Consider the following 18681-nt stretch of genomic DNA (forward strand, 5'->3'; position numbering starts at 1 on the left):
AATCATGTACGCACGCAAAGCGGCGGCCAGCACCGGTGCCGGGAGTTACGCCAAGATCGGCCTCGAAACCGCGGTCATGAGCGCATCGCCGCACCAGTTGGTCGCGATGCTGTTCAATGGCGCTAGGACCTCCATCAGCATGGCGCGCCATCACATGGCGAGCGGCGAGATCGCGGCCAAGGGCAATGCGATTTCGAAAGCCATCAACATCATCGATAACGGCCTCAAGACCAGCATCGACGCCGAGGCGGGCGGCGAGGCCGGAGCCGCGCTGGCGGCCAATGTGTCGGCGCTGTACGATTACATTGTCCAGCGCCTGATGTATGCTAATCTGCGCAACGATCCCGAGCTGCTCAATGAAGCGGATCGCTTGCTGGAAAACATCAGTTCCGCCTGGAACGAGGTCGGCGCCAACAACCCAAGCCCGCAGCCGGATGCGATGCCCGCATCGGCCCGGCTGTCGATAAGAGAGTGACATGGGACCTCAAAGCGCGGTAATAGATTGTTATGAACAGATTGCGCCGCTGGTAGCGCGCATGCTGGAGCTGGCGCGCGCCGGCAATTGGGACGGGCTGGTGACGCTGGAGGCGCAGTTTCGGGCCGACATCGAGCGTCTCAAGGAACTCGACCCGGCCGATACGCTGGATCAGCCGCAACTGGCGCAAAAGCGCCGATTGTTGAAGCGGATACTTGCCGACGATGCGGAAATTCGCAACCTGATTTCGCCGCAACTGGCGCGCCTCGGGGCATTGCTGGACAGCATGCATCAGCAGCAGAATCTGCATCAGGCTTACGGCCAATAAGCGCACGGTCGTTTCTAGCTTATGAGCGGCTTGACGTCCCTGGTCGATACGATGCTGGCCACGAAGCTGGCGGAACGTGTCGACCTGGTGCCGCTGAAGCCGGAAGTGGAAATCGACGGCCCGGAGCCAGTCGCCGGCGTCGAAAAAGTAAGCAACGATGTCCGGTTGCCGTCGCGCGCGGCGATGCTGCGCCAGCTGGGCCCCGAACTGGTCAATGCGCGCGATGGCGTCGAGATTCAGGATGCCTCCCAGCGCGCCTCGCAGCCATCTTCCGCCAACACGACGTTAAGCGCCGCAGCGCGTGCCATTAGCGCAATTCTCGGTCCGCCGCCAGGGGTCGCCAGCGCGGTGCGCGGCAGCGCCCCGGTCTGGTCGCAGCCAGGCGCGCCGGTGCCGCAGCAATTGGCGGCTGCGCTGGCTCGTACCGTGGCCGCCAGCGGCTTGTTCTACGAATCCCATTTGTCGCAGTTCGCCAGCGGCGCACGCACGCTGGCTGAATTGGCGCAGGAGCCGCAGGCGCGCTTGGGGCCTTTGATGCAAACCCATCCGGAGTTGCTGCATGGCCCCGCGACGTTGGCGCCGCAAGCCGGCTTGGCAACAGTGTTGCAGGCAGTGGCAGTCATCGGCGAACCGCCATCGACAGTGCAGGTTGTGCTCAATGCGTCCAATGCGCCCAATGTGCCGGTAGCTGCCGCGAATCCGGCCGGCCCGGTTGTCGGCCCGATTGCCGGCCCGATTCTGGGTACGCTGCCGCCGGATGCCACTGATAAGACCGTTGCAACCGGGCCGGCGAACGCCAGCCAGCCCGGCGCCGCGGCGACGGATGCTGCGCCGCCGGTGCAGCATGCCGGCGCATCCCATCTTCCCACTCCCGCCAGCGTTGCCGCTGCTTATGGCGCCACCGACCCCGCCAGCCCGGTGCGGCCGGCTGCGCCGCACCACGCGACTGCAGCCGATGCCGATGCGGCCAGCAGCGCACAGTCAGCCGCACCCGAGGCCGCGCGCGCCGGCAGCCAGAGCCAGGTCGCAGCCGGGATTCATCAGGATGCGGTGGCGCTGGTACGCCAGCAGCTTGAGTTGCTGGCGGTGCCGGTATTTCGCTGGAGCGGCGAAGTGTGGCCGGGCACGCAGATGGATTGGGAACTCAGCGAAGAACGCAATAATCCAGCGGAGACCGCCGAGCCGGAAGCCGCACCGCGCACCTGGCAGACCCGCCTGACCATGACCTTGCCAACCCTCGGTCCGATCGAGGTGCGCCTGAGCCTGGCCGATACGCAATTGCAAGCGCATCTGGCCGCAGGCGCAGAGGCCAGCGTCGCAGCGCTGCGCAACGACGGCGACGACCTGCGCCAGCGTTTTGCCGCCGCCGGCTTGCAACTGACAGGCTTGCAGATCGCGCCGCTGGCGCAAAAACCATGATTGAACAGCGGCCGGGCAGGGAAGCGTCGGGTTACGCTGCGCTAACCCGACCTACGGGTGGATGCGATAATGTAACAATGTAGGTCGGATTAGCCCGCAGGGCGTAATCCGACATCGGGCTGCATTAACGCGGCCTGCGGAATTATCCATTGATATTTGGAGTATGGCTAAAAATGATGCCATATCCGCATAATTTATTGCGTTGAATTTAAATACAGTGGTCAGTATATATTTTGTTCCAAGTGGCGGTTTTGGTTGGTGCCAGTCGGCAATTCAGGGCGTAAAATACGGTCCGCAGACACGTGCGCTGCCGAAGCCAGGCGAAAGAATAGTTATTCCAGAGTGTCTATTGTGAAGACCTGTTGATGGAGATGTGATGGAGAGTCAACGGCCGGATCGCCAAAGTGCTGTGGCGTTATCTTACGCAGCCAAGGATAAGGCGCCGGTGGTGGTGGCGAAAGGGTACGGTGTGGTCGCCGAATCGATTGTGCAGCGCGCCCGCGAGCATGGCTTGTATGTGCATGAGTCGCCGGAATTGCTCAACTTGCTGATGCATGTCGATCTGGACGATCAAATCCCGCCATCCCTGTATGTGGCAGTGGCCGAATTGCTGGCGTGGCTGTACCGTCTGGACGGTGGGCTGCCTGAGCGAACGCAGCCGGCAGCGCAGCAAAGAGTGAAACCTTAACCCGCAGCACAGGCAGAATTGTCGGCTGCCGGGGAGCAGTGGCGCGATGACGGGGAAGTTTTCGCTATCGTCGTGGCGCCTAGTTGATATGTCATGGAATATAAATATGGATGCAAAGAGTGCACCGCAGGAAATTGGTTTGGACGCATCCGGGCAGCCGTCTGCGAGCGATGCGTTTGCCGCGCTGGAAGATTTTCGCATCACGCATCCGAGAGAGGTCGGCGGCGTGTTGCGTCAATTGATGAACCGCAAGGATTTTCTTACCGTGGAATGCGGCAATCGCCCGCATCGTATTATTACCCGCATCCTGGATGTGGATCAGAATGCCGGATGTTTCGTTTACGATTGCAGCGGCGAAGAGATATACAACCGATCCCTGCTGGAATCGGATGAGAATTACTTTTCCGCCACGCAGGACGGCATCCGCATCCAGTTCGTTGGCGGCCGGCCGGAACAGTATCAGTTCGAGGGTGCGCTTGCATTCCGCTCGCCGCTTCCGCAGAGCTTGTACCGAATGCAGCGGCGCGAGTTTTTCCGGGTTGAGACGCCGCTGCTGGATCCATACCCCTGCACCGCGCATCTGCCTGACAAGAGCCCGGTGGCGTTTGATATCTTCGATCTGTCGCTCACCGGCGTGGGGCTGCGCTCAAAGGACCCGACCCTGGGGGCGCTGCCGATTGGCACCGTACTGAGCAGGGCGACGCTGGATTTTGGCAAGCTGGGCATGATCGGGACTGATTTGAAAATCGCCTATCTGCAGAATATCCGGGATCGCAACGATCCGCTTTACCACTTCGGCTGCCGTTTTGAGCGTTTCCCGAAATCGAAAGAGCCGGATTTGCAGCGGATGATTACCCATTTCGAACTGGCGCGCAGAAAGCGCAAAGACTAGGCGGTTTGGATCTTCCTGCGCGGTTGAGTGTTGCGCAGTTGATACAGTTGCGTTGTTCTAGTTTGGTGCGGCCACATGATTTCACATGGCGAAGGCAGCGGTTTTTCATGAGTGCAAAGAAAGGGTACGCGTGCTGCCAACCTGCTGCAACTTTGCCCTGAACAACGTCGCAAACCGCCTTTTCCCTCGGCGGCAGGCACTGTTGCAACCGGGTCTGGATATCGTCCTGCTTTCCTGATCGGGATCGTTCATACGCTTAACAAGCTAAAACATTTCAGTAAACACACTGAATTATTCCTGCTTATTTCTTGCATTGAGATATTTAATAACGCGATGCCTGACAAAAAGCGGGGGCAATCTGGTATATTTCTTTTCGACAAGTCTGGAAGTGATTTTAGTTTCGAGGATAAGCATGGAAGGAAATGGAATAGTGAATGAGATTGGCGACGTAAATCTGTCTTATCTCCTGCTGGCGCAGCGCCTCATCAGGGAGGATCGCGCAACCGCAATGTTCCGTCTGGGATTGAGCGGGGAGCTGGCTGAGTTGCTGGGAAATCTGTCGCTGTCACAGGTCGTGAAGCTGGCCGCTTCAAGTCTTCTTTTGTGTCGTTTCCGGTTTGATGACCATGCCATTCTTTCTTCGCTGACGCATGATGGCAAGGATATCGCGCTGCAACAGGCGCATGCGGCTATTTTGCTGGCAGGGCAGCCGGTCGAAGAGATCCGCTGATGCTTGGTACCGACTTCTTCCCTGAGCGTCATGGCTAGCAAAAGCGTAATTTTGGAAGCGCAGGAGATTCATCTTGCGATTGATCTGATCAAACTGGGCGCGCGTCTGCAGTTCCTGGAGGCGGAAACCAGCCTGAGCCGGGATCGACTGATTAAACTGTACAAGGAAGTCAAGGGCGTTTCGCCGCCGAAGGGTTTGCTGCCATTTTCGACTGATTGGTTTATGACGTGGCTGTCCAATATCCACTCGTCGATGTTTTATAATATCTATCGCTTCATGACAACGCACGGGGAATGCAAGCAGATCGTCGCGATCATCAAAAGCTACCGGCTTTATCTTGAGCAGACCGCATTACAGGCAGGTGAACCGGTTCTGGATTTTACCCGGGCTTGGACCTTGGTACGTTTTTTTGATAGCGGCATGCTGCAGTTAAGCACTTGTATTCGATGCAATGGGCATTTCATTGCACATGCACACGATCCGCAGAGTGCTTTTGTTTGCGTGCTGTGCCGCCCTCCGTCGCGGGCCGGCAAAACCCGCAAGTTGGCACATAAAAGCGGGGTGGCTGATGGCTGCACGGGCGAAGCCGGCGCCTTCAAGCCATTGCCGAAGCAGGCCGCGAATCTCCCCTTGGGAAATCCCACCTGACTGGTGGTTGCTGCAGCTGTATGCTAGGAATTTTTTCAGGGAGAGTGGATAGTGCTAGTTTTAGTCGGCTATATAATTGTGCTGTTGTCGGTATTCGGCGGCTATGGATTGATGGGCGGGCATTTCGGTGCGCTCTACCAGCCATTCGAATTGATGATCATCGGCGGCGCCGCGATCGGTGCATTTGTGGTCGGTAACAATGCGAAGACGATCCGCGCCACGATCAAAGGATTGCCCAACGTATTTCGCGGTTCAAAGCACGACAAGGCGCTGTACATGGAGCTGATGGCGCTACTGTATGTGCTGCTGGCGAAAGGCCGCAAGGATGGCATGCTGGCGCTGGAGTCCGACATCGACGATCCGGCCAACAGTCCTGTTTTCACCCAATATCCGATGATTCTCAGCGATGCCAGGGTGATCGAATTTCTGACCGATTATCTGCGCCTGATTGTCAGCGGCAACATGGATCCGTTCGAAATCGAATCGCTGATCGACCACGAGATCGAAACCTACGAGCATGAGGCGGAAGTGCCTGCGCACAGTCTGTCGCGGGTCGGCGATGCGCTGCCGGCGCTGGGAATCGTGGCTGCGGTGATGGGGGTGGTGCATGCCCTGGGTTCGGCCGATTTGCCGCCGTCCGAAATGGGGGCATTGATTGCGCATGCAATGGTGGGCACTTTCCTCGGAATTTTGCTGGCCTATGGTTTTGTGTCGCCGCTGGCATCGCTGATTCAGCAGCAGGTGAACGAGTCGATCAAGCTGTATCAATGCATCAAGGTGACTTTGCTGGCGAACCTGAACGGCTATGCGCCGCAATTGGCGGTGGAGTTCGGCCGCAAGGTATTGTATTCAACCGAACGCCCTTCGTTTACCGAGTTGGATGAGCATGTACGTCAAGTCAAGAACCGTTAGACCGAACCGGTTCGGGATGGAGGCGGCATGAGCAAACATAAGCAACGCATCATCGTCAGACGGGCCCCGGCGGGCAAACATCAGGCACATGGCGGCGCCTGGAAAATTGCGTATGCCGACTTCATGACGGCAATGATGGCGCTGTTCCTGGTGTTGTGGCTGCTGGCAATTTCCAAGCCGGAGCAGATCGGCGGTATCGCTGAATATTTCCGCACGCCGCTCAAGGTGGCGATCACCGGCGGCCAGAAAAGCAGCACCAGTACCAGCGTGATTCCCGGCGGCGGCACCGATTCGACCCACTCGGACGGCGAAGTGAATGTGCCTGACACTGATGCCGCTGATGTCGATCGTTTGGAGGAGCTCAAGCAGCGCCTGGACCAGATGATCGATTCCAGCCCGGTCCTCAAGCAGTTTCGCCCGCAATTGCTGATAGACATTACCAGCGAAGGATTGCGGATTCAGATCGTCGACAGCCAAAACCGGCCGATGTTCGATCTTTCCAGCGCCGCTGTGAAGCCTTACATGGGCACTATTCTGCGCGAGATTGGTCCGGTGCTGAACGACCTGCCGAATAGCATAACCCTGTCCGGACATACCGATGCGACACCGTATGTCTCCGGCGAAAAATCTTACAGCAACTGGGAATTGTCAGCCGACCGCGCCAATGCCTCAAGGCGGGAACTGGTTGCCGGCGGCATGCTGGAGCCGAAAGTGTTGCGGGTAATGGGAGTCGGTTCAACTATGCATCTGAACAAGAAAGATGCGCTGGACCCGATCAATCGCCGCATCAGCATTATCGTTCTCAATCGTCGTGCCCAGGCGCGAATCGAACAAGAGAATGCCAGTGCAGCCAACGCCCAACTTGATGGCAAGTCAGCTGCGGCGGGCCAGTTGGGCAATATCGTGCCGGCCGTACCGACTTCGCATTCGCCTCAGATCGTTCCAAAATCCCCAGCAGCCAAGCTTTAATCGTCTTCGCGTGGCGATTCGTTCCAGCGTAGCGCTGCCGTTTTATGCATGCTTACCGATTCTTCCGCATAATCCGCAGGAAGATCGGTTGTTTTTGGCCGAGGATCAAGCAGCCTTGCTTGTTGTCCGTTCCCGGGCAGCACTTTCCTTGGCCAGCCAGCGTTAGCCTTACAATAGACGTCATGAATAAAGCCTTTGTAAAAGAGACCGATGACGATGATGACGACGCAGGGGAGCTAGCGGCGGCAATTCCGGCCGGATCGAAAAACTACATGACGCCGGCCGGACATCGGCGGATTCGGGATGAGTTGCTGCATCTGATCGATGTGGCGCGTCCGGAAGTGGTGCAGATCGTGTCCTGGGCGGCGAGCAACGGCGATCGTTCCGAAAATGGCGATTATATTTATGGCAAGCGGCGCTTGCGCGAGATCGATCGTCGGATTCGTTTTCTGACCAAGCGGCTGGATCTGGCTGAAGTGGTCGATCCGAGCGTTCACTACGGGCTTGACCAGGTTTTTTTCGGCGCCACCGTGACTTATGAGAATCAGGCCGGCGAAGAGATCACGGTGACTATCGTCGGGGTTGATGAGCTTGATCCGCTGCACGGCAAGATCAGCTGGATTTCACCGGTGGCCAGGGCGCTTACCAAAGCGCGCGAGGGCGAATCGGTAATCTTGAGAACGCCTGCAGGCATCGATGAACTGGAAATTCTGGCGGTTAGCTATCCGGCGCCCGAAGATGCTTGCTGAGCGGCATGCTTTGGGATGATGGCATGTAACTTGCGTGTCCTTATCCGATCCCGTTTACTTCGTATATCCCTCTTTTCAATATGACTTTTGCCTATTCTCGTTTGAACCATCCTTTGCGCGTGCCGCTGGCTGCCGAGGTGCATTCCCGTCCTTCATTGCGGCTGTCGGCCTCGGAAAATCTGACCCATCTTGCTATCTATGCGCACGGCAGTAGCAAGGTCGGCAATGATAATCTTGCGATGCAGCATGAAATTCTGTCTGACTTGTGCGCCCATTTCGGAGTTGCAGCCCCGGCTGGAGAAGCCAAGTATTTCTTTCATGATTTCGGCCAGTTTCGCCTGCAATGGGAGTGTCATACCGAATTTGCCACCTATACTTTTGCCCGCATTCACTCGGGGCAATATCCTGTCGGCGATGTATTCGATCACATGCCGCTGGTGCTGATTCCACAAGGCTGGTTGCTCGGCTTGCAGGGGAAGTTGATGGTGGCAGCGCATGTGGCGCTGGGGCCGGCGGTGCAGCTGGATCGGGCTGCACCGCAGGATTTGCGCAGCGTACTCGATGGCGACGTGCTGGCTGGTAGTACGGTGTTGCAGAGCGGTGAGGTGTGGACTGATTTTCTGGTCAAAGCGGATGGTTTCAGCCGCTTCGTGATTTGGGATCTCGGCTTTCAGGCGCAACAGGCGGGGCGGGTGGTGCAGCGCGTGCTGGAGGTGGAAACCTATCGCATGATGGCATTGCTGGGCTTGCCGCATGCGCACTATGCCGCACCGCTGCTGAACGATGTCGAAAGCGAGCTGGCAACGCTAACGGCCACCATGACCGATACCGACGAGGCGATTCTGGATGCATTGTCGAGCGATGCGGTGGACGAGCAGGTTTTATTGCATAACATTACCGGCCTGGCAGCGCGGATTGAAAAACTGTCGATGGATAACAGTTACCGTTTTGCCGCCTCGCAAGCATATTTCCGGCTGGTCAAGGCGCGCATCGAGGAATTGCGGGAAACCCGGATTGATGGCGTGCCGACTATGGAGGAATTCATGGCGCGCCGCCTGTCGCCGGCGATGAATACCTGCGAGTCGGTGGTGCGTCGTCAGGAAGCTCTGGCCGAGCGGATTGCGCATACCAATGACTTGCTCAGAACACGGGTTGGCATTGTGCAGGAACGTCAGAACAGAAAAATCCTGGAATCCCTGAATACCCGGGCGGCACAGCAATTGCGCCTGCAGCAGGCGGTAGAGGGATTATCGGTGGTGGCGATTTCGTATTACCTGGCAGGCCTGTTCGGCTATGTCGGCAAGGCGCTGAAAGCGGGCGGGTTGCCGGTCAACCCGGAAGTGGCTACCGGCATGCTGGTGCCGGTCATCGCTGTCGGAGTATGGCTCGGTTTGCGTCGCCTGCACCGGCAGGTCAGCAAGGACCACTAACATCATTCGAGGCGCTAGCCGCGTTCGCGTTCCAGGCGCTCGACTCCGTGCAAGCGTCGTATGCTGCGGATCAGTCGCGCCAGGTGGACGCGGTTTTCGACCTGGATGGTGAAGCGCAGATGGATCATCGCGCGATCCTGATACTTTTCCTGATCCATCAACACATGAATGATATTGGCATCCGATTCATTGATTTCGGCTGCTACGCGCGCCAGGATGCCTTTCTCGTTTTGTACCAGGAGCTTGATGCGGCAATCGAAGCGGCGGTTCAGGGTATCGCCCCAGACTACGCTGGTCCATCGGTCCGCTTCCTTGCTGCTCAGACGCTTGGCTACTTCGCAATCGTCCGTGTGCACAATCAGGCCCTGATCGCGTTTGAGCTGGCCGATGATGCGGTCCCCGGGAATAGGCTGGCAACATGGCGCCAGTTGCACTGCCGCACCCTCGGTGCCATAAATGACGACCGGTTCGAGCTTGTTGGTTACCGAATGGCTGCCGGATTTCTGCGACGGCGCATTTTCGTTTTCGCACAAACTCATGATATGGCGCGCCACCAGCGTCGCCATCCGTTTGCCGATGCCGATATCGAGATACAGCTCCTCCAGCGATTTGGCTCTGGATTCGTTGAGCAGTCGTTCCAGCTGCGCTGGCGGTACCTCGATATCGATATCCAGTGCGGCCAGGGCCTGCGTCAGCAGTAATTTGCCGAGCTCAAGCGATTCGGACGGATTGATGGTGCGCAGGTGGTGCCGGATTGCCGAGCGTGCCTTGCCGGTGCGCACGAATGCCAGCCAGGTCGGGCTGGGCCGGGATGACGGGGAGGTAACGATCTCGACTATGTCGCCGTTGTGCAATTCCGTACGCAATGGCGCGTGTTCGTGGTTGATCTTGGTCGCAATCGACTGATCGCCGATATCGGTGTGGATGGTGTAGGCAAAATCGAGTGCGGTTGCGCCTCTGGGCAGCGCAATGATGGTCGATTTCGGCGTAAACACGTATACCGAATCGGGAAACAGATCGACCTTCACATGTTCCAGGAATTCAGCCGAATCGCCGGTTTGCTTCTGAATCTCGAGCAGGGATTGCAGCCAGACATGGGTACGCTGCTGCAGGTCGGACAGGTTGGCTTCGCTGCTCTTGTAGAGCCAGTGTGCGGCGACCCCGGATTCCGCCACGCGGTGCATGTCCTGGGTGCGGATCTGGAACTCGACCGGCGTCCCGTAGGGGCCGATAAGTGTCGTGTGCAGCGACTGATAGCCATTCAGCTTGGGGATGGCAATGTAGTCCTTGAACTTGCCCGGCATCGGCTTGTAGAGCGCGTGTAGCGTGCCGAGGGCGACATAGCAATTGGCGAAACTGTCGACCACCACGCGAAAGCCGTATACGTCCAGCACCTGAGAAAATGACAGGTGCTTGGCGCGCATCTTCTTGTAGATGCCGTACAGGGTTTTCTCGCGGCCATAGACTTGCGCTTCGATACCTGCGGCTTGCAGCGTATGGTTGACCGATTCGAGTATTTTGCTGACCACTTCGCGGCGATTGCCGCGTGCGGCCTTGACGGCCTTGGTTAGCGTTTTGTAGCGGTTTGGGTGCAGATGCAGAAACGAAAAATCCTGCAGCTCACGGTAGATGCTGTTGAGGCCGAGCCGGTGCGCGATCGGGACATAGACTTCCATCGTCTCGCGGGCAATGCGGCGTTTTTTGTCCGGCGCCATTACGCCCAGCGTGCTCATGTTGTGCAGGCGATCGGCCAGCTTGATGAGAATGACGCGCACGTCGCGTGCCATTGCCAGCAGCATCTTGCGGAAATTCTCTGCTTGCGCTTCTATCTGGCTCTGGAATTCGATTTTTTCCAGCTTCGACAGGCCGTCGACCAAGGCCGCTACCGGTGCGCCGAAACGCTCGATCAGTTCCTCTTTCTTGACGTCCTGATCTTCCATCACGTCATGCAGCAAGGCCGCCATGATGGCTTGCGCATCGAGCTTCCAGTCGGCGCAGATTTCGGCTACCGCGATCGGGTGGGAAATATACGCTTCACCGGACTTGCGCATCTGGCCCAGATGCTTTTCGTCTGAAAAACGATAGGCTTCCTTGACTTTTTTCAGGTCCGACGGGGACAGGTATTGGGCTAATTTGGTGGCGAGCGGCGTAATCGATACCGCGCCGATTCCATGCTGCGGACCGTCTTGCGATACGGGTTTTGTGCTGACGGCGGACTTGCGTTCCGGTCGTTCGGAGTCGAGCCGGCTAGAGGATGCGGCTGATGGAGGCGACTCGGCAGGTGTCAGGTTCATGCTGGTGAGCTATCAGCCACATTACGGTATCGGGTACGGTGGGGTTAAATTCGGGCGGATGACTAACTGGGAACCTTTTTCAGCATTTCGATCCCGACTTTGCCGGCGGCGATTTCGCGCAGCGCAATCACGGTTGCTTTATCGTCGGCATCGACCTTCGGTGTATGGCCTTGCAGCAACTGGCGGGCGCGATAGGTGGCGCACAGAGTGAGTTGAAAACGGTTCGGGATTTGCTTCAGACAATCTTCGACGGTAATGCGGGCCATGAATACTCCTAAAATACGATCTTAATTTAACTATTGGCATGGATGCCCAGTTGGGCAAACAGTGATGTGTTGCGCGCCGCTTGTTGCGCAAACCTGCAACGGGCCGCTTTTACGATCGCCGTCAGCTCGGACAATGCGACCGCAAACTCTTGATTGATAATAGCATATTCAAACTCGCAGGCATGGGCGATTTCCCCGCCGGCGGCCAGAATCCGGCGCGTGATGATGTGCGGTTCATCCTGCCCGCGTTTTTTCAGGCGATCTTCCAGTGCCGCTATGGAAGGCGGCAGGATGAAGATGCCAACCGCATGCGGGAATTGCCTTTTGATCTGTTGCGCGCCTTGCCAGTCGATTTCGAGCAAAACATCGGTGCCGGCCTTGATCTGGTCCGCAATTTGCAGCCGCGAGGTGCCGTAATAGTTGCCGTGCACTTCGGCCGATTCCAGAAACTCGCCCTGTTCTTTCCTTGCCAGGAAATCCGCTGGCGTGATGAAGTGATATTCGCGCCCGTTCGCTTCGCCCGGCCTGGGCGCGCGGGTGGTGAAGGAGATCGAGAGCCGGATGCCCGCTTCCTGTGCCAGCAGGGCATTGACCAGACTGGATTTTCCGGCGCCCGATGGCGCCGCCACCATGAACAGACTGCCCGAAGAAGCGTTGGTTTGGGACATGCTAATCCTTGTTAATGACTGATATTGCCCGGCCCGGGGAAAATGCCGATGCCACGGGCCAGGCCTGCCGCTGGCCTGAATTCGTTAAAATAGGGAGTATAATATTTTATTGCTGTTTTCCGCATATATTCATTACGCATATAAAATATACGCCGCCATGTATTTGAAATTCGCAGAGTCGTCTGCTGAACCCGGACGGTTGTTCCCGCAGGCGTCATTGCCACACTTTTTTCGTCGTTTTTTCGTGCGGCCGTGCTTTCCCTGTATCGGCGTGCGAAATTATTCCAGATTTTGCACCTGCTCGCGCATTTGCTCAATCAGCAGTTTCAGCGCCATCGACGCATCGGACAATTCCTTGACTGCCGCTTTGGCGCCGAGCGTGTTGGCTTCACGGTTGAGTTCCTGCATCATGAAATCGAGCCGCTTGCCGACCTGGCCGCCTCTTTTCAGGATTTGACGGGTTTCGGCCAGATGGGCGGCCAGGCGCGACAACTCTTCGGCGACATCAATCCGAATGCCGTACAGGCTGACTTCCTGCCGGATCCGTTCCAGCGCTTCCTGGCGCGATAGCGCCTGGTTCGCTGCCGCGGCGCCGTTCTGAGCCACCAGGCCAAGCACTTCCTGCATGCGTTCGGTCGCCTTGTGCTGGAACTGCAGCACCACCTGCGGAATCAGCGGGGTGATGTCGTGGACGATCCGGTCCATTGCGTCTATGCGCGCCAGCAGCATGGCTTCCAGCGCCGCGCCTTCGCGCGCGCGCGAATCCACGAAGGCGTCCAGCGCGGCGGCCACGGCGGCCGCGACTTCGGCCTGCAAGGTGTCCTGGCCGATTTCGGCTTCCGCTATCACGCCGGGCCAGCGCAACAGTTCGTTGACCGACAGCGGCGGGGCGTCGATGAAGTGCTGGCGTACGACGTTTTGCAGCGCGGCCAGATCCTGCAGCAGCGCGGCATTGAGCGCCTGGCCGGCATCCGGCTTGACCTTGCGGCCAAAACTCAGGCGGCATTCGACCTTGCCGCGCGTGATGCGCCCCATGATGGCCTCGCGCAACGTCGGCTCGACCGCGCGCAAATCGTCATTGATGCGGAATTGCAGATCCAGAAAGCGCGAATTGACGCTTTTGATCTCGATGGTCAGAGTGCCGGCGGCGGCTTCTTTGGTGGTGACTGCGTAGCCAGTCATGCTGCAAATGCTCAAGTCGACTCCCGTGTTTTGCTTTACTGTGCTTTACAAAAGCGTGATTTATCAACACAATCCGAAGTTCTACCGCTTAGGAAAATATGGCTGCGCAAAACAATGCACCACTGCCAGACGGGCTTGAAATTTCCGGATATCGCATTGTAAAGAAGATTGCGTCCGGCGGGTTCAGTATTGTCTATCTGGCCCGCGATGAAGACGGCAATGCTGTTGCTATCAAGGAATATTTACCCAGCAGTCTGACGCTGCGCCAGCCGGGCGAATTGTCGCCGCAGATTTCGGCGGCAAATCTGCCGGTGTTCCGGATGGGCCTGAAATGTTTTTTTGAGGAGGGCCGCGCACTGGCGCGCATTTCGCATCCGAACGTGGTCAGCGTGGTGAATTTTTTTCGCGCCAACGATACGGTTTATATGGTGATGGCGTATGAGTCGGGCCGCTCGCTGCAGGATCACATCCTGCGGCGCCGCGATGCGGGCGAGAAGCCGTTGCTGTCGGAGCGCTTCATTCGCACGATGTTCAGCCAAGTCCTGAATGGCTTGCGTGAAGTGCATGCGGGAAAACTGTTACACCTCGATCTGAAGCCGGCAAATATTTACCTGCGCATTGATGGCACGCCGATCCTGCTCGATTTCGGTGCCGCGCGGCAGACCTTCCGCACCGACCTGGTGAAGCTGTATCCGATGTATACGCCCGGCTTTGCGCCGCCCGAGTTGTATGCCAAGAACGGCAATCTGGGTCCCTGGACCGACATCTACAGCATCGGCGCGGCGATGTTTTCCTGCATGGTCGGGGCGCCGCCGCCGCCGGCGGAGCAGCGCGGCAAGGTCGATAAAATCGACGCCTATCTGGCCAAGCTGATGGATTTGTATTCGCCCGAACTGATCAGGATGGTCCGGTGGTGCCTGATGCTCGACCCGCTGCAGCGACCGCCCAGCGTGTTTGCGTTGCAAAAGGCCTTGCTGGAGCAGGTGACAGCCGCTGCAGAGCCAGGCGCGCTGCTGCGCTTTTCGAAGAAATTACGTGGCATGTGGGATGATCTCGGGTTCAGAAATTCCAAGCCGGGAGTCACGATCCAGGAACACACGCGGTAATTTTTCTTTCATGAATGCGGCTGGATTTGGCCGTATTCCTTTTATAACAGATCGGTTCCATGCGATTTTCCGTCTATCAAGAAAGCCATGTCGGCGGCCGCAAGGTCAACCAGGACCGCATGGGCTACAGCTTTACCCGCGACGCCTTGCTGTTATTGCTGGCCGATGGCATGGGCGGGCATATTCAGGGCGAGATGGCGGCCACCATTGCGCTGCAGACCATCAATACCGTGTTTCGCCAGAACGCGGAGCCGTATATCCATCAGCCGGAGCGTTTTTTCGAGGAGAGTTTCCTGGATGCGCACCGCGAAATTCTGCATTACCGCGATGCCCACAATCTGCCGGAAACGCCGCGCACCACCATTGTCGCCTGCCTGATCCAGCATGGCTACGCTTACTGGGCGCACTGCGGCGATTCGCGCCTGTACTGGCTGCGCAACGGGCAAATCCTGGCCCGCACCCGGGATCACTCGCGCATCGAAACCCTGATTGCGCAGGGCAAGGCGAAACCTTCCGAGCGCGATACGCATCCCGACCGCAACAAGTTGTTCAATTGCCTCGGTGCGCCCAATTTGCCGATTGTCGAGATGTCCCGCCGCTCTTTGCTGCAGGCTGGCGACATCATGCTGCTGTGTTCGGACGGCTTGTGGTCGGTGCTGCCGGATCACGTACTGGCCCAGAGCTTGCAAAGCCATACGATCGTGCGTGCGGTTCCGGAGCTGCTGGCCAGCGCCACCGGCATTGCCGGCAAGCATTCGGATAACGTCACTGCGCTGGCGATGATGTGGAATGGCAGCGTCGCATTGGCCGATGAGGCTACAATTACGACCAATACCTTGCCCTTGGGCGAGGTCACCACCACCATCCTGGCGGCGCCGGATGGCACGGCGGCGGAGCCTGACGCATTCGATGAAGCTGAAATCGAGAGAGCGATTGCCGAGATTCGCGGCGCGATCCAGAAAACCAACCGTATAACTTCCAAGGATTGACACCATGCACCATGAAATACGCGCCGACGGACGTGCTGCCGATGCGCTGCGCCCGATCCGCCTGTGCCGCAATTACACCAAGCATGCGGAGGGTTCGGTGCTGATCGAGTTCGGCGATACCAAGGTGATTTGCACCGCCAGCATCGAGGACAAGGTGCCTGCTTTTTTGCGGGGCAAAGGGCAGGGCTGGCTGACTGCCGAATACGGCATGCTGCCGCGCTCCACCCATACCCGCATGGATCGCGAGGCGGCCAAAGGCAAACAGTCCGGCCGCACCCAGGAAATCCAGCGCCTGATCGGCCGTTCGCTGCGCGCCGCCTTCGATCTGGAAGCCTTCGGCGAACGCACGCTGCATCTGGATTGCGACGTGATCCAGGCCGATGGCGGCACCCGCACTGCAGCAATCACCGGCGCCATGGTCGCGGCTTACGATGCATTCTCGCAATTGGTTGCGCGCGGCGTTATTGCGGCGGTGCCGCTCAAGCATTTCGTGGCGGCGATTTCGGTTGGGGTGGTGCGCGGCACGCCGCTGCTCGATCTTGACTACCAGGAAGATTCGGGCTGCGACACCGACATGAATGTGGTGATGACCGATGCCGCCCATTTCATCGAGGTGCAGGGCACTGCAGAAGGCGTCGCATTCGATCGCGCCACCATGGACCAGTTGCTTAACCTGGCGCAGCGGGGGATAGCCGAACTGATCAGCATGCAGAAAGAAACGCTCGGTTTATAAGTTTTCTGCGGTGCTGTTTCATTGAATATACAAGGTCATGTATTTTGAATTGCCGCAATAAAATTGCGCGTGAAGTGCATGATTTATTGCCATACTCCATATATTAAATTTTAAAGGATAGGTAAAAGCCGTTGCGGGAGCGGCTTTTCGCAGCAGAATTTCATGACTAAAACCATCGTGTTAGCTTCCAATAATGCCGGCAAGCTGAAGGAGTTTGGCCAGATGCTGGGGGCCATCGGCTTCACGCTGCGCCCGCAAGGCGAATTTAACGTGCCGGAAGCGGAGGAACCGCATCCGACCTTCATCGAGAATGCGCTGGCCAAGGCGCGTCACGCCGCTGCCATGACCGGTCTGCCGGCGCTGGCCGATGATTCCGGCGTGTGCGTGACTGCGCTGGGCGGTGCGCCCGGCGTGCTGTCGGCCCGCTACGGCGGCGAACCGAAGTCGGATGCCGCCAACAACCGCAAGCTGCTGGCCGACCTGGCGCCGCATGCGGACAAGTCCGCCTACTATTACTGCGCGCTGGTATACGTGCGCCACGCCAGCGACCCGCAGCCGATTATTGCCGAAGGGCGCTGGGACGGCGAAATCATTGCCGAGCCGCGCGGCGCTGGCGGCTTCGGTTACGATCCGCATTTCTGGCTGGCCGGCCTGGGCAAGACCGCTGCCGAACTGTCTCCCGAGCAGAAAAATACGCTCTCGCATCGCGGTCAGGCCTTGCGTTCGCTGGTTAGAAAATTGCAATGATTCCTATCAAACTGATAGATGCGGCAGACAAAGCTGCAAGCAGCACCGCTCAGCCGCTTGAAGCGGCGGCCGCTTTCATGAAGCCGGGCACATTGCATTTGGCTGCGCTGCCGCCGCTGTCGCTGTATATCCATTTTCCATGGTGCGTCAGGAAATGCCCGTATTGCGACTTCAACTCGCACGAGGTGCAGGGCGGGTTTCCCGAAGACGATTATCTGGCGGCCTTGCGCGCCGATCTGGAAAGCGCGCTGCCGCTGATCTGGGGCCGCAAGGTTTACACCGTATTCATCGGCGGCGGTACGCCCAGCCTGCTGTCGGCCGCCGGTCTGGACCGCTTGCTGTCGGATGTGCGCACTTTGCTGCCGCTGGACGGCGCAGCCGAGATCACGATGGAGGCCAATCCCGGCACTTTCGAGGCCGAGAAGTTCCGCTCCTATCGCGCCAGCGGCGTCAACCGGCTATCGATCGGCATCCAGAGCTTCAATGCGCAGCACCTGCGGGCTCTGGGACGCATCCACGATGGCGATGAGGCGCGCCGGGCGGTCGATATCGCTCACGCCAATTTCGATAATTTCAATCTGGATCTGATGTACGCGCTGCCGCAGCAATCGCTGGCGCAGGCGCGGCGGGATATCGAGACGGCGATTGCCTATGCGCCGCCGCACCTGTCCCTGTACCACCTGACGCTGGAGCCGAATACTTTTTTTGCCAAACACCCGCCGGTAGTGCCGGACGACGACGCCAGCGCCGACATGCAGGACATGATCCGCGATCTGACCGCTGCTGCCGGCTATGCGCAATATGAAGTTTCGGCCTACGCGCAGCCGCAGCGGCAGGCGCGCCACAACCGCAATTACTGGGAGTTCGGCGATTACCTGGGGATCGGCGCCGGCGCGCATTCCAAGCTGTCGTTCCCGCATCGGATCGTACGGCAGATGCGCTACAAGCAGCCCAAAGCGTATCTCGAGCACATTGTGCAGGGCGCCCAGATCCAGGAGCAACATGAGATCAGCCGCGAAGACCTGGCTTTTGAATTCATGCTCAATGCGCTACGGCTCAACCACGGCTTTCAGGTCAACCTGTTTGCCGAACGCACCGGCCTGGCGCTCAACACGATCGAAAAAACGCTGACGCTGGCAGAGTCAAAAGGCTTGCTGTATCGCGATCATCAAATCATCAGGCCGACCGGGTTGGGGCAATCTTTCCTAAATGATTTACAACAACTTTTTTTGTCGAATTAAGCGCCGGCATAGCTCCTCGGCTGAAAGCATCAATTGATGCAATTTTGCTCAAGTTCGCCGGATTCCGGCCGCTATTTAAAGCGGATAACTGGCGTTATCCAGTCCGCGAAGAGCATGAAAAGGACGAGCCGCTGACGTAATTCGGTTATTTTCGTAAAAAATAAGGAGTATGGTAATTTTCATGGCACTCGTCCCATATATTCATTGCGAATATT

20 protein-coding genes are annotated in these 18681 nt (G+C 58.0%); 16 read left to right on the forward strand and 4 right to left on the reverse strand.

Going from position 1 to position 18681, the window contains the following annotated elements; translation table 11 throughout:
- Positions 1–4: 4 nt before the first annotated feature.
- From fliS to HMCN_RS0109420, 11 genes are all read left to right on the forward strand, one after another.
- On the forward strand, positions 5–475 hold the full coding sequence (gene fliS, locus HMCN_RS0109370) for a flagellar export chaperone FliS (RefSeq protein WP_025917142.1): 471 nt from the start codon (positions 5–7) through the stop codon (positions 473–475).
- A 1-nt stretch (position 476) separates the two neighbouring features.
- Entirely contained in the window at positions 477–803 is a 327-nt protein-coding gene (locus tag HMCN_RS0109375; RefSeq protein ID WP_025917143.1) for a flagellar protein FliT, read from the forward strand.
- 21 nt (positions 804–824) lie between these two features.
- Complete coding sequence (locus HMCN_RS0109380) at positions 825–2222, forward strand: flagellar hook-length control protein FliK (RefSeq protein WP_025917144.1); 1398 nt, start codon at positions 825–827, stop codon at positions 2220–2222.
- 376 nt (positions 2223–2598) lie between these two features.
- Complete coding sequence (locus tag HMCN_RS0109385; RefSeq protein WP_025917145.1) at positions 2599–2910, forward strand: EscU/YscU/HrcU family type III secretion system export apparatus switch protein; 312 nt, start codon at positions 2599–2601, stop codon at positions 2908–2910.
- Positions 2911–3016: 106 nt separating this feature from the next.
- Positions 3017–3802 (forward strand): flagellar brake protein, encoded by a 786-nt coding sequence (locus HMCN_RS0109390; RefSeq protein ID WP_025917146.1) that lies wholly within the window; start codon positions 3017–3019, stop codon positions 3800–3802.
- Positions 3803–4214: 412 nt separating this feature from the next.
- On the forward strand, positions 4215–4532 hold the full coding sequence (gene flhD / locus HMCN_RS0109395; RefSeq protein ID WP_025917147.1) for a flagellar transcriptional regulator FlhD: 318 nt from the start codon (positions 4215–4217) through the stop codon (positions 4530–4532).
- Between the two features lie 30 nt (positions 4533–4562).
- On the forward strand, positions 4563–5180 hold the full coding sequence (flhC, locus tag HMCN_RS0109400) for a flagellar transcriptional regulator FlhC (protein WP_025917148.1): 618 nt from the start codon (positions 4563–4565) through the stop codon (positions 5178–5180).
- Between the two features lie 51 nt (positions 5181–5231).
- Positions 5232–6092 (forward strand): flagellar motor stator protein MotA, encoded by an 861-nt coding sequence (gene motA / locus HMCN_RS0109405; RefSeq protein ID WP_025917149.1) that lies wholly within the window; start codon positions 5232–5234, stop codon positions 6090–6092.
- 27 nt (positions 6093–6119) lie between these two features.
- Entirely contained in the window at positions 6120–7061 is a 942-nt protein-coding gene (gene motB, locus HMCN_RS0109410) for a flagellar motor protein MotB (protein ID WP_025917150.1), read from the forward strand.
- Positions 7062–7243: 182 nt separating this feature from the next.
- Entirely contained in the window at positions 7244–7810 is a 567-nt protein-coding gene (gene greB, locus HMCN_RS0109415; protein ID WP_025917151.1) for a transcription elongation factor GreB, read from the forward strand.
- A gap of 80 nt (positions 7811–7890) precedes the next feature.
- Positions 7891–9240: a DUF3422 family protein gene (locus tag HMCN_RS0109420; protein ID WP_025917152.1), complete on the forward strand. Its 1350-nt coding sequence runs from the start codon at positions 7891–7893 to the stop codon at positions 9238–9240.
- Between the two features lie 14 nt (positions 9241–9254).
- On the opposite strand, the gene HMCN_RS0109425 is transcribed toward HMCN_RS0109420, so the two are convergent.
- The 4 genes from HMCN_RS0109425 to HMCN_RS0109440 all read right to left on the reverse strand — a co-directional run bounded on the left by HMCN_RS0109425 (position 9255) and on the right by HMCN_RS0109440 (position 13650).
- Complete coding sequence (locus HMCN_RS0109425; protein ID WP_025917153.1) at positions 9255–11534, reverse strand: bifunctional (p)ppGpp synthetase/guanosine-3',5'-bis(diphosphate) 3'-pyrophosphohydrolase; 2280 nt, start codon at positions 11532–11534, stop codon at positions 9255–9257.
- Positions 11535–11596: 62 nt separating this feature from the next.
- Positions 11597–11800, reverse strand: coding sequence for a DNA-directed RNA polymerase subunit omega (gene rpoZ / locus HMCN_RS0109430; RefSeq protein WP_025917154.1), 204 nt, complete (start codon positions 11798–11800; stop codon positions 11597–11599).
- A gap of 26 nt (positions 11801–11826) precedes the next feature.
- Positions 11827–12468: a guanylate kinase gene (gene gmk / locus HMCN_RS0109435; RefSeq protein ID WP_025917155.1), complete on the reverse strand. Its 642-nt coding sequence runs from the start codon at positions 12466–12468 to the stop codon at positions 11827–11829.
- Between the two features lie 279 nt (positions 12469–12747).
- Positions 12748–13650 carry a YicC/YloC family endoribonuclease gene (locus tag HMCN_RS0109440; protein ID WP_035626493.1) on the reverse strand — a complete coding sequence of 301 codons (903 nt, stop codon included), beginning with the start codon at positions 13648–13650 and terminating at the stop codon, positions 12748–12750.
- A gap of 98 nt (positions 13651–13748) precedes the next feature.
- Between HMCN_RS0109440 and HMCN_RS0109445 the strand changes: the two genes are divergently transcribed.
- The 5 genes from HMCN_RS0109445 to hemW all read left to right on the forward strand — a co-directional run bounded on the left by HMCN_RS0109445 (position 13749) and on the right by hemW (position 18466).
- Positions 13749–14756 (forward strand): serine/threonine-protein kinase, encoded by a 1008-nt coding sequence (locus HMCN_RS0109445; RefSeq protein WP_025917157.1) that lies wholly within the window; start codon positions 13749–13751, stop codon positions 14754–14756.
- A 59-nt stretch (positions 14757–14815) separates the two neighbouring features.
- A complete protein-coding gene (locus tag HMCN_RS0109450; RefSeq protein ID WP_025917158.1) occupies positions 14816–15745 on the forward strand; it encodes a PP2C family serine/threonine-protein phosphatase in 930 nt (309 codons plus the stop codon).
- 4 nt (positions 15746–15749) lie between these two features.
- Positions 15750–16478: a ribonuclease PH gene (gene rph / locus HMCN_RS0109455; protein ID WP_025917159.1), complete on the forward strand. Its 729-nt coding sequence runs from the start codon at positions 15750–15752 to the stop codon at positions 16476–16478.
- A 162-nt stretch (positions 16479–16640) separates the two neighbouring features.
- The gene (rdgB, locus tag HMCN_RS0109460) at positions 16641–17225 is read left to right on the forward strand and encodes an RdgB/HAM1 family non-canonical purine NTP pyrophosphatase (RefSeq protein ID WP_025917160.1); all 585 of its coding nucleotides are present in this window, start codon (positions 16641–16643) and stop codon (positions 17223–17225) included.
- Complete coding sequence (gene hemW / locus HMCN_RS0109465) at positions 17222–18466, forward strand: radical SAM family heme chaperone HemW (protein WP_025917161.1); 1245 nt, start codon at positions 17222–17224, stop codon at positions 18464–18466. Before rdgB ends, hemW begins: the two co-directional genes overlap by 4 nt.
- Positions 18467–18681: the final 215 nt, after the last annotated feature.

The organism is Herminiimonas sp. CN (genome assembly GCF_000622895.1).
GTDB lineage: Bacteria > Pseudomonadota > Gammaproteobacteria > Burkholderiales > Burkholderiaceae_D > AVCC01.

What these genes read in the sequence shown, in the direction of transcription:
- HMCN_RS0109390 (WP_025917146.1), top strand. Translation starts at nt 3,017, where the DNA reads ATGGATGCAAAGAGTGCACCGCAGGAAATTGGTTTGGACGCATCCGGG.
- hemW (WP_025917161.1), top strand. Translation starts at nt 17,222, where the DNA reads ATGATTCCTATCAAACTGATAGATGCGGCAGACAAAGCTGCAAGCAGC.
- motB (WP_025917150.1), top strand. Translation starts at nt 6,120, where the DNA reads ATGAGCAAACATAAGCAACGCATCATCGTCAGACGGGCCCCGGCGGGC.
- fliS (WP_025917142.1), top strand. Translation starts at nt 5, where the DNA reads ATGTACGCACGCAAAGCGGCGGCCAGCACCGGTGCCGGGAGTTACGCC.
- flhD (WP_025917147.1), top strand. Translation starts at nt 4,215, where the DNA reads ATGGAAGGAAATGGAATAGTGAATGAGATTGGCGACGTAAATCTGTCT.
- flhC (WP_025917148.1), top strand. Translation starts at nt 4,563, where the DNA reads ATGGCTAGCAAAAGCGTAATTTTGGAAGCGCAGGAGATTCATCTTGCG.
- HMCN_RS0109445 (WP_025917157.1), top strand. Translation starts at nt 13,749, where the DNA reads ATGGCTGCGCAAAACAATGCACCACTGCCAGACGGGCTTGAAATTTCC.
- rpoZ (WP_025917154.1), bottom strand. Translation starts at nt 11,800, where the DNA reads ATGGCCCGCATTACCGTCGAAGATTGTCTGAAGCAAATCCCGAACCGT.
- HMCN_RS0109375 (WP_025917143.1), top strand. Translation starts at nt 477, where the DNA reads ATGGGACCTCAAAGCGCGGTAATAGATTGTTATGAACAGATTGCGCCG.
- greB (WP_025917151.1), top strand. Translation starts at nt 7,244, where the DNA reads ATGAATAAAGCCTTTGTAAAAGAGACCGATGACGATGATGACGACGCA.
- HMCN_RS0109380 (WP_025917144.1), top strand. Translation starts at nt 825, where the DNA reads ATGAGCGGCTTGACGTCCCTGGTCGATACGATGCTGGCCACGAAGCTG.
- rph (WP_025917159.1), top strand. Translation starts at nt 15,750, where the DNA reads ATGCACCATGAAATACGCGCCGACGGACGTGCTGCCGATGCGCTGCGC.
- HMCN_RS0109450 (WP_025917158.1), top strand. Translation starts at nt 14,816, where the DNA reads ATGCGATTTTCCGTCTATCAAGAAAGCCATGTCGGCGGCCGCAAGGTC.
- HMCN_RS0109385 (WP_025917145.1), top strand. Translation starts at nt 2,599, where the DNA reads ATGGAGAGTCAACGGCCGGATCGCCAAAGTGCTGTGGCGTTATCTTAC.
- HMCN_RS0109440 (WP_035626493.1), bottom strand. Translation starts at nt 13,650, where the DNA reads ATGACTGGCTACGCAGTCACCACCAAAGAAGCCGCCGCCGGCACTCTG.
- rdgB (WP_025917160.1), top strand. Translation starts at nt 16,641, where the DNA reads ATGACTAAAACCATCGTGTTAGCTTCCAATAATGCCGGCAAGCTGAAG.
- gmk (WP_025917155.1), bottom strand. Translation starts at nt 12,468, where the DNA reads ATGTCCCAAACCAACGCTTCTTCGGGCAGTCTGTTCATGGTGGCGGCG.
- HMCN_RS0109420 (WP_025917152.1), top strand. Translation starts at nt 7,891, where the DNA reads ATGACTTTTGCCTATTCTCGTTTGAACCATCCTTTGCGCGTGCCGCTG.
- HMCN_RS0109425 (WP_025917153.1), bottom strand. Translation starts at nt 11,534, where the DNA reads ATGAACCTGACACCTGCCGAGTCGCCTCCATCAGCCGCATCCTCTAGC.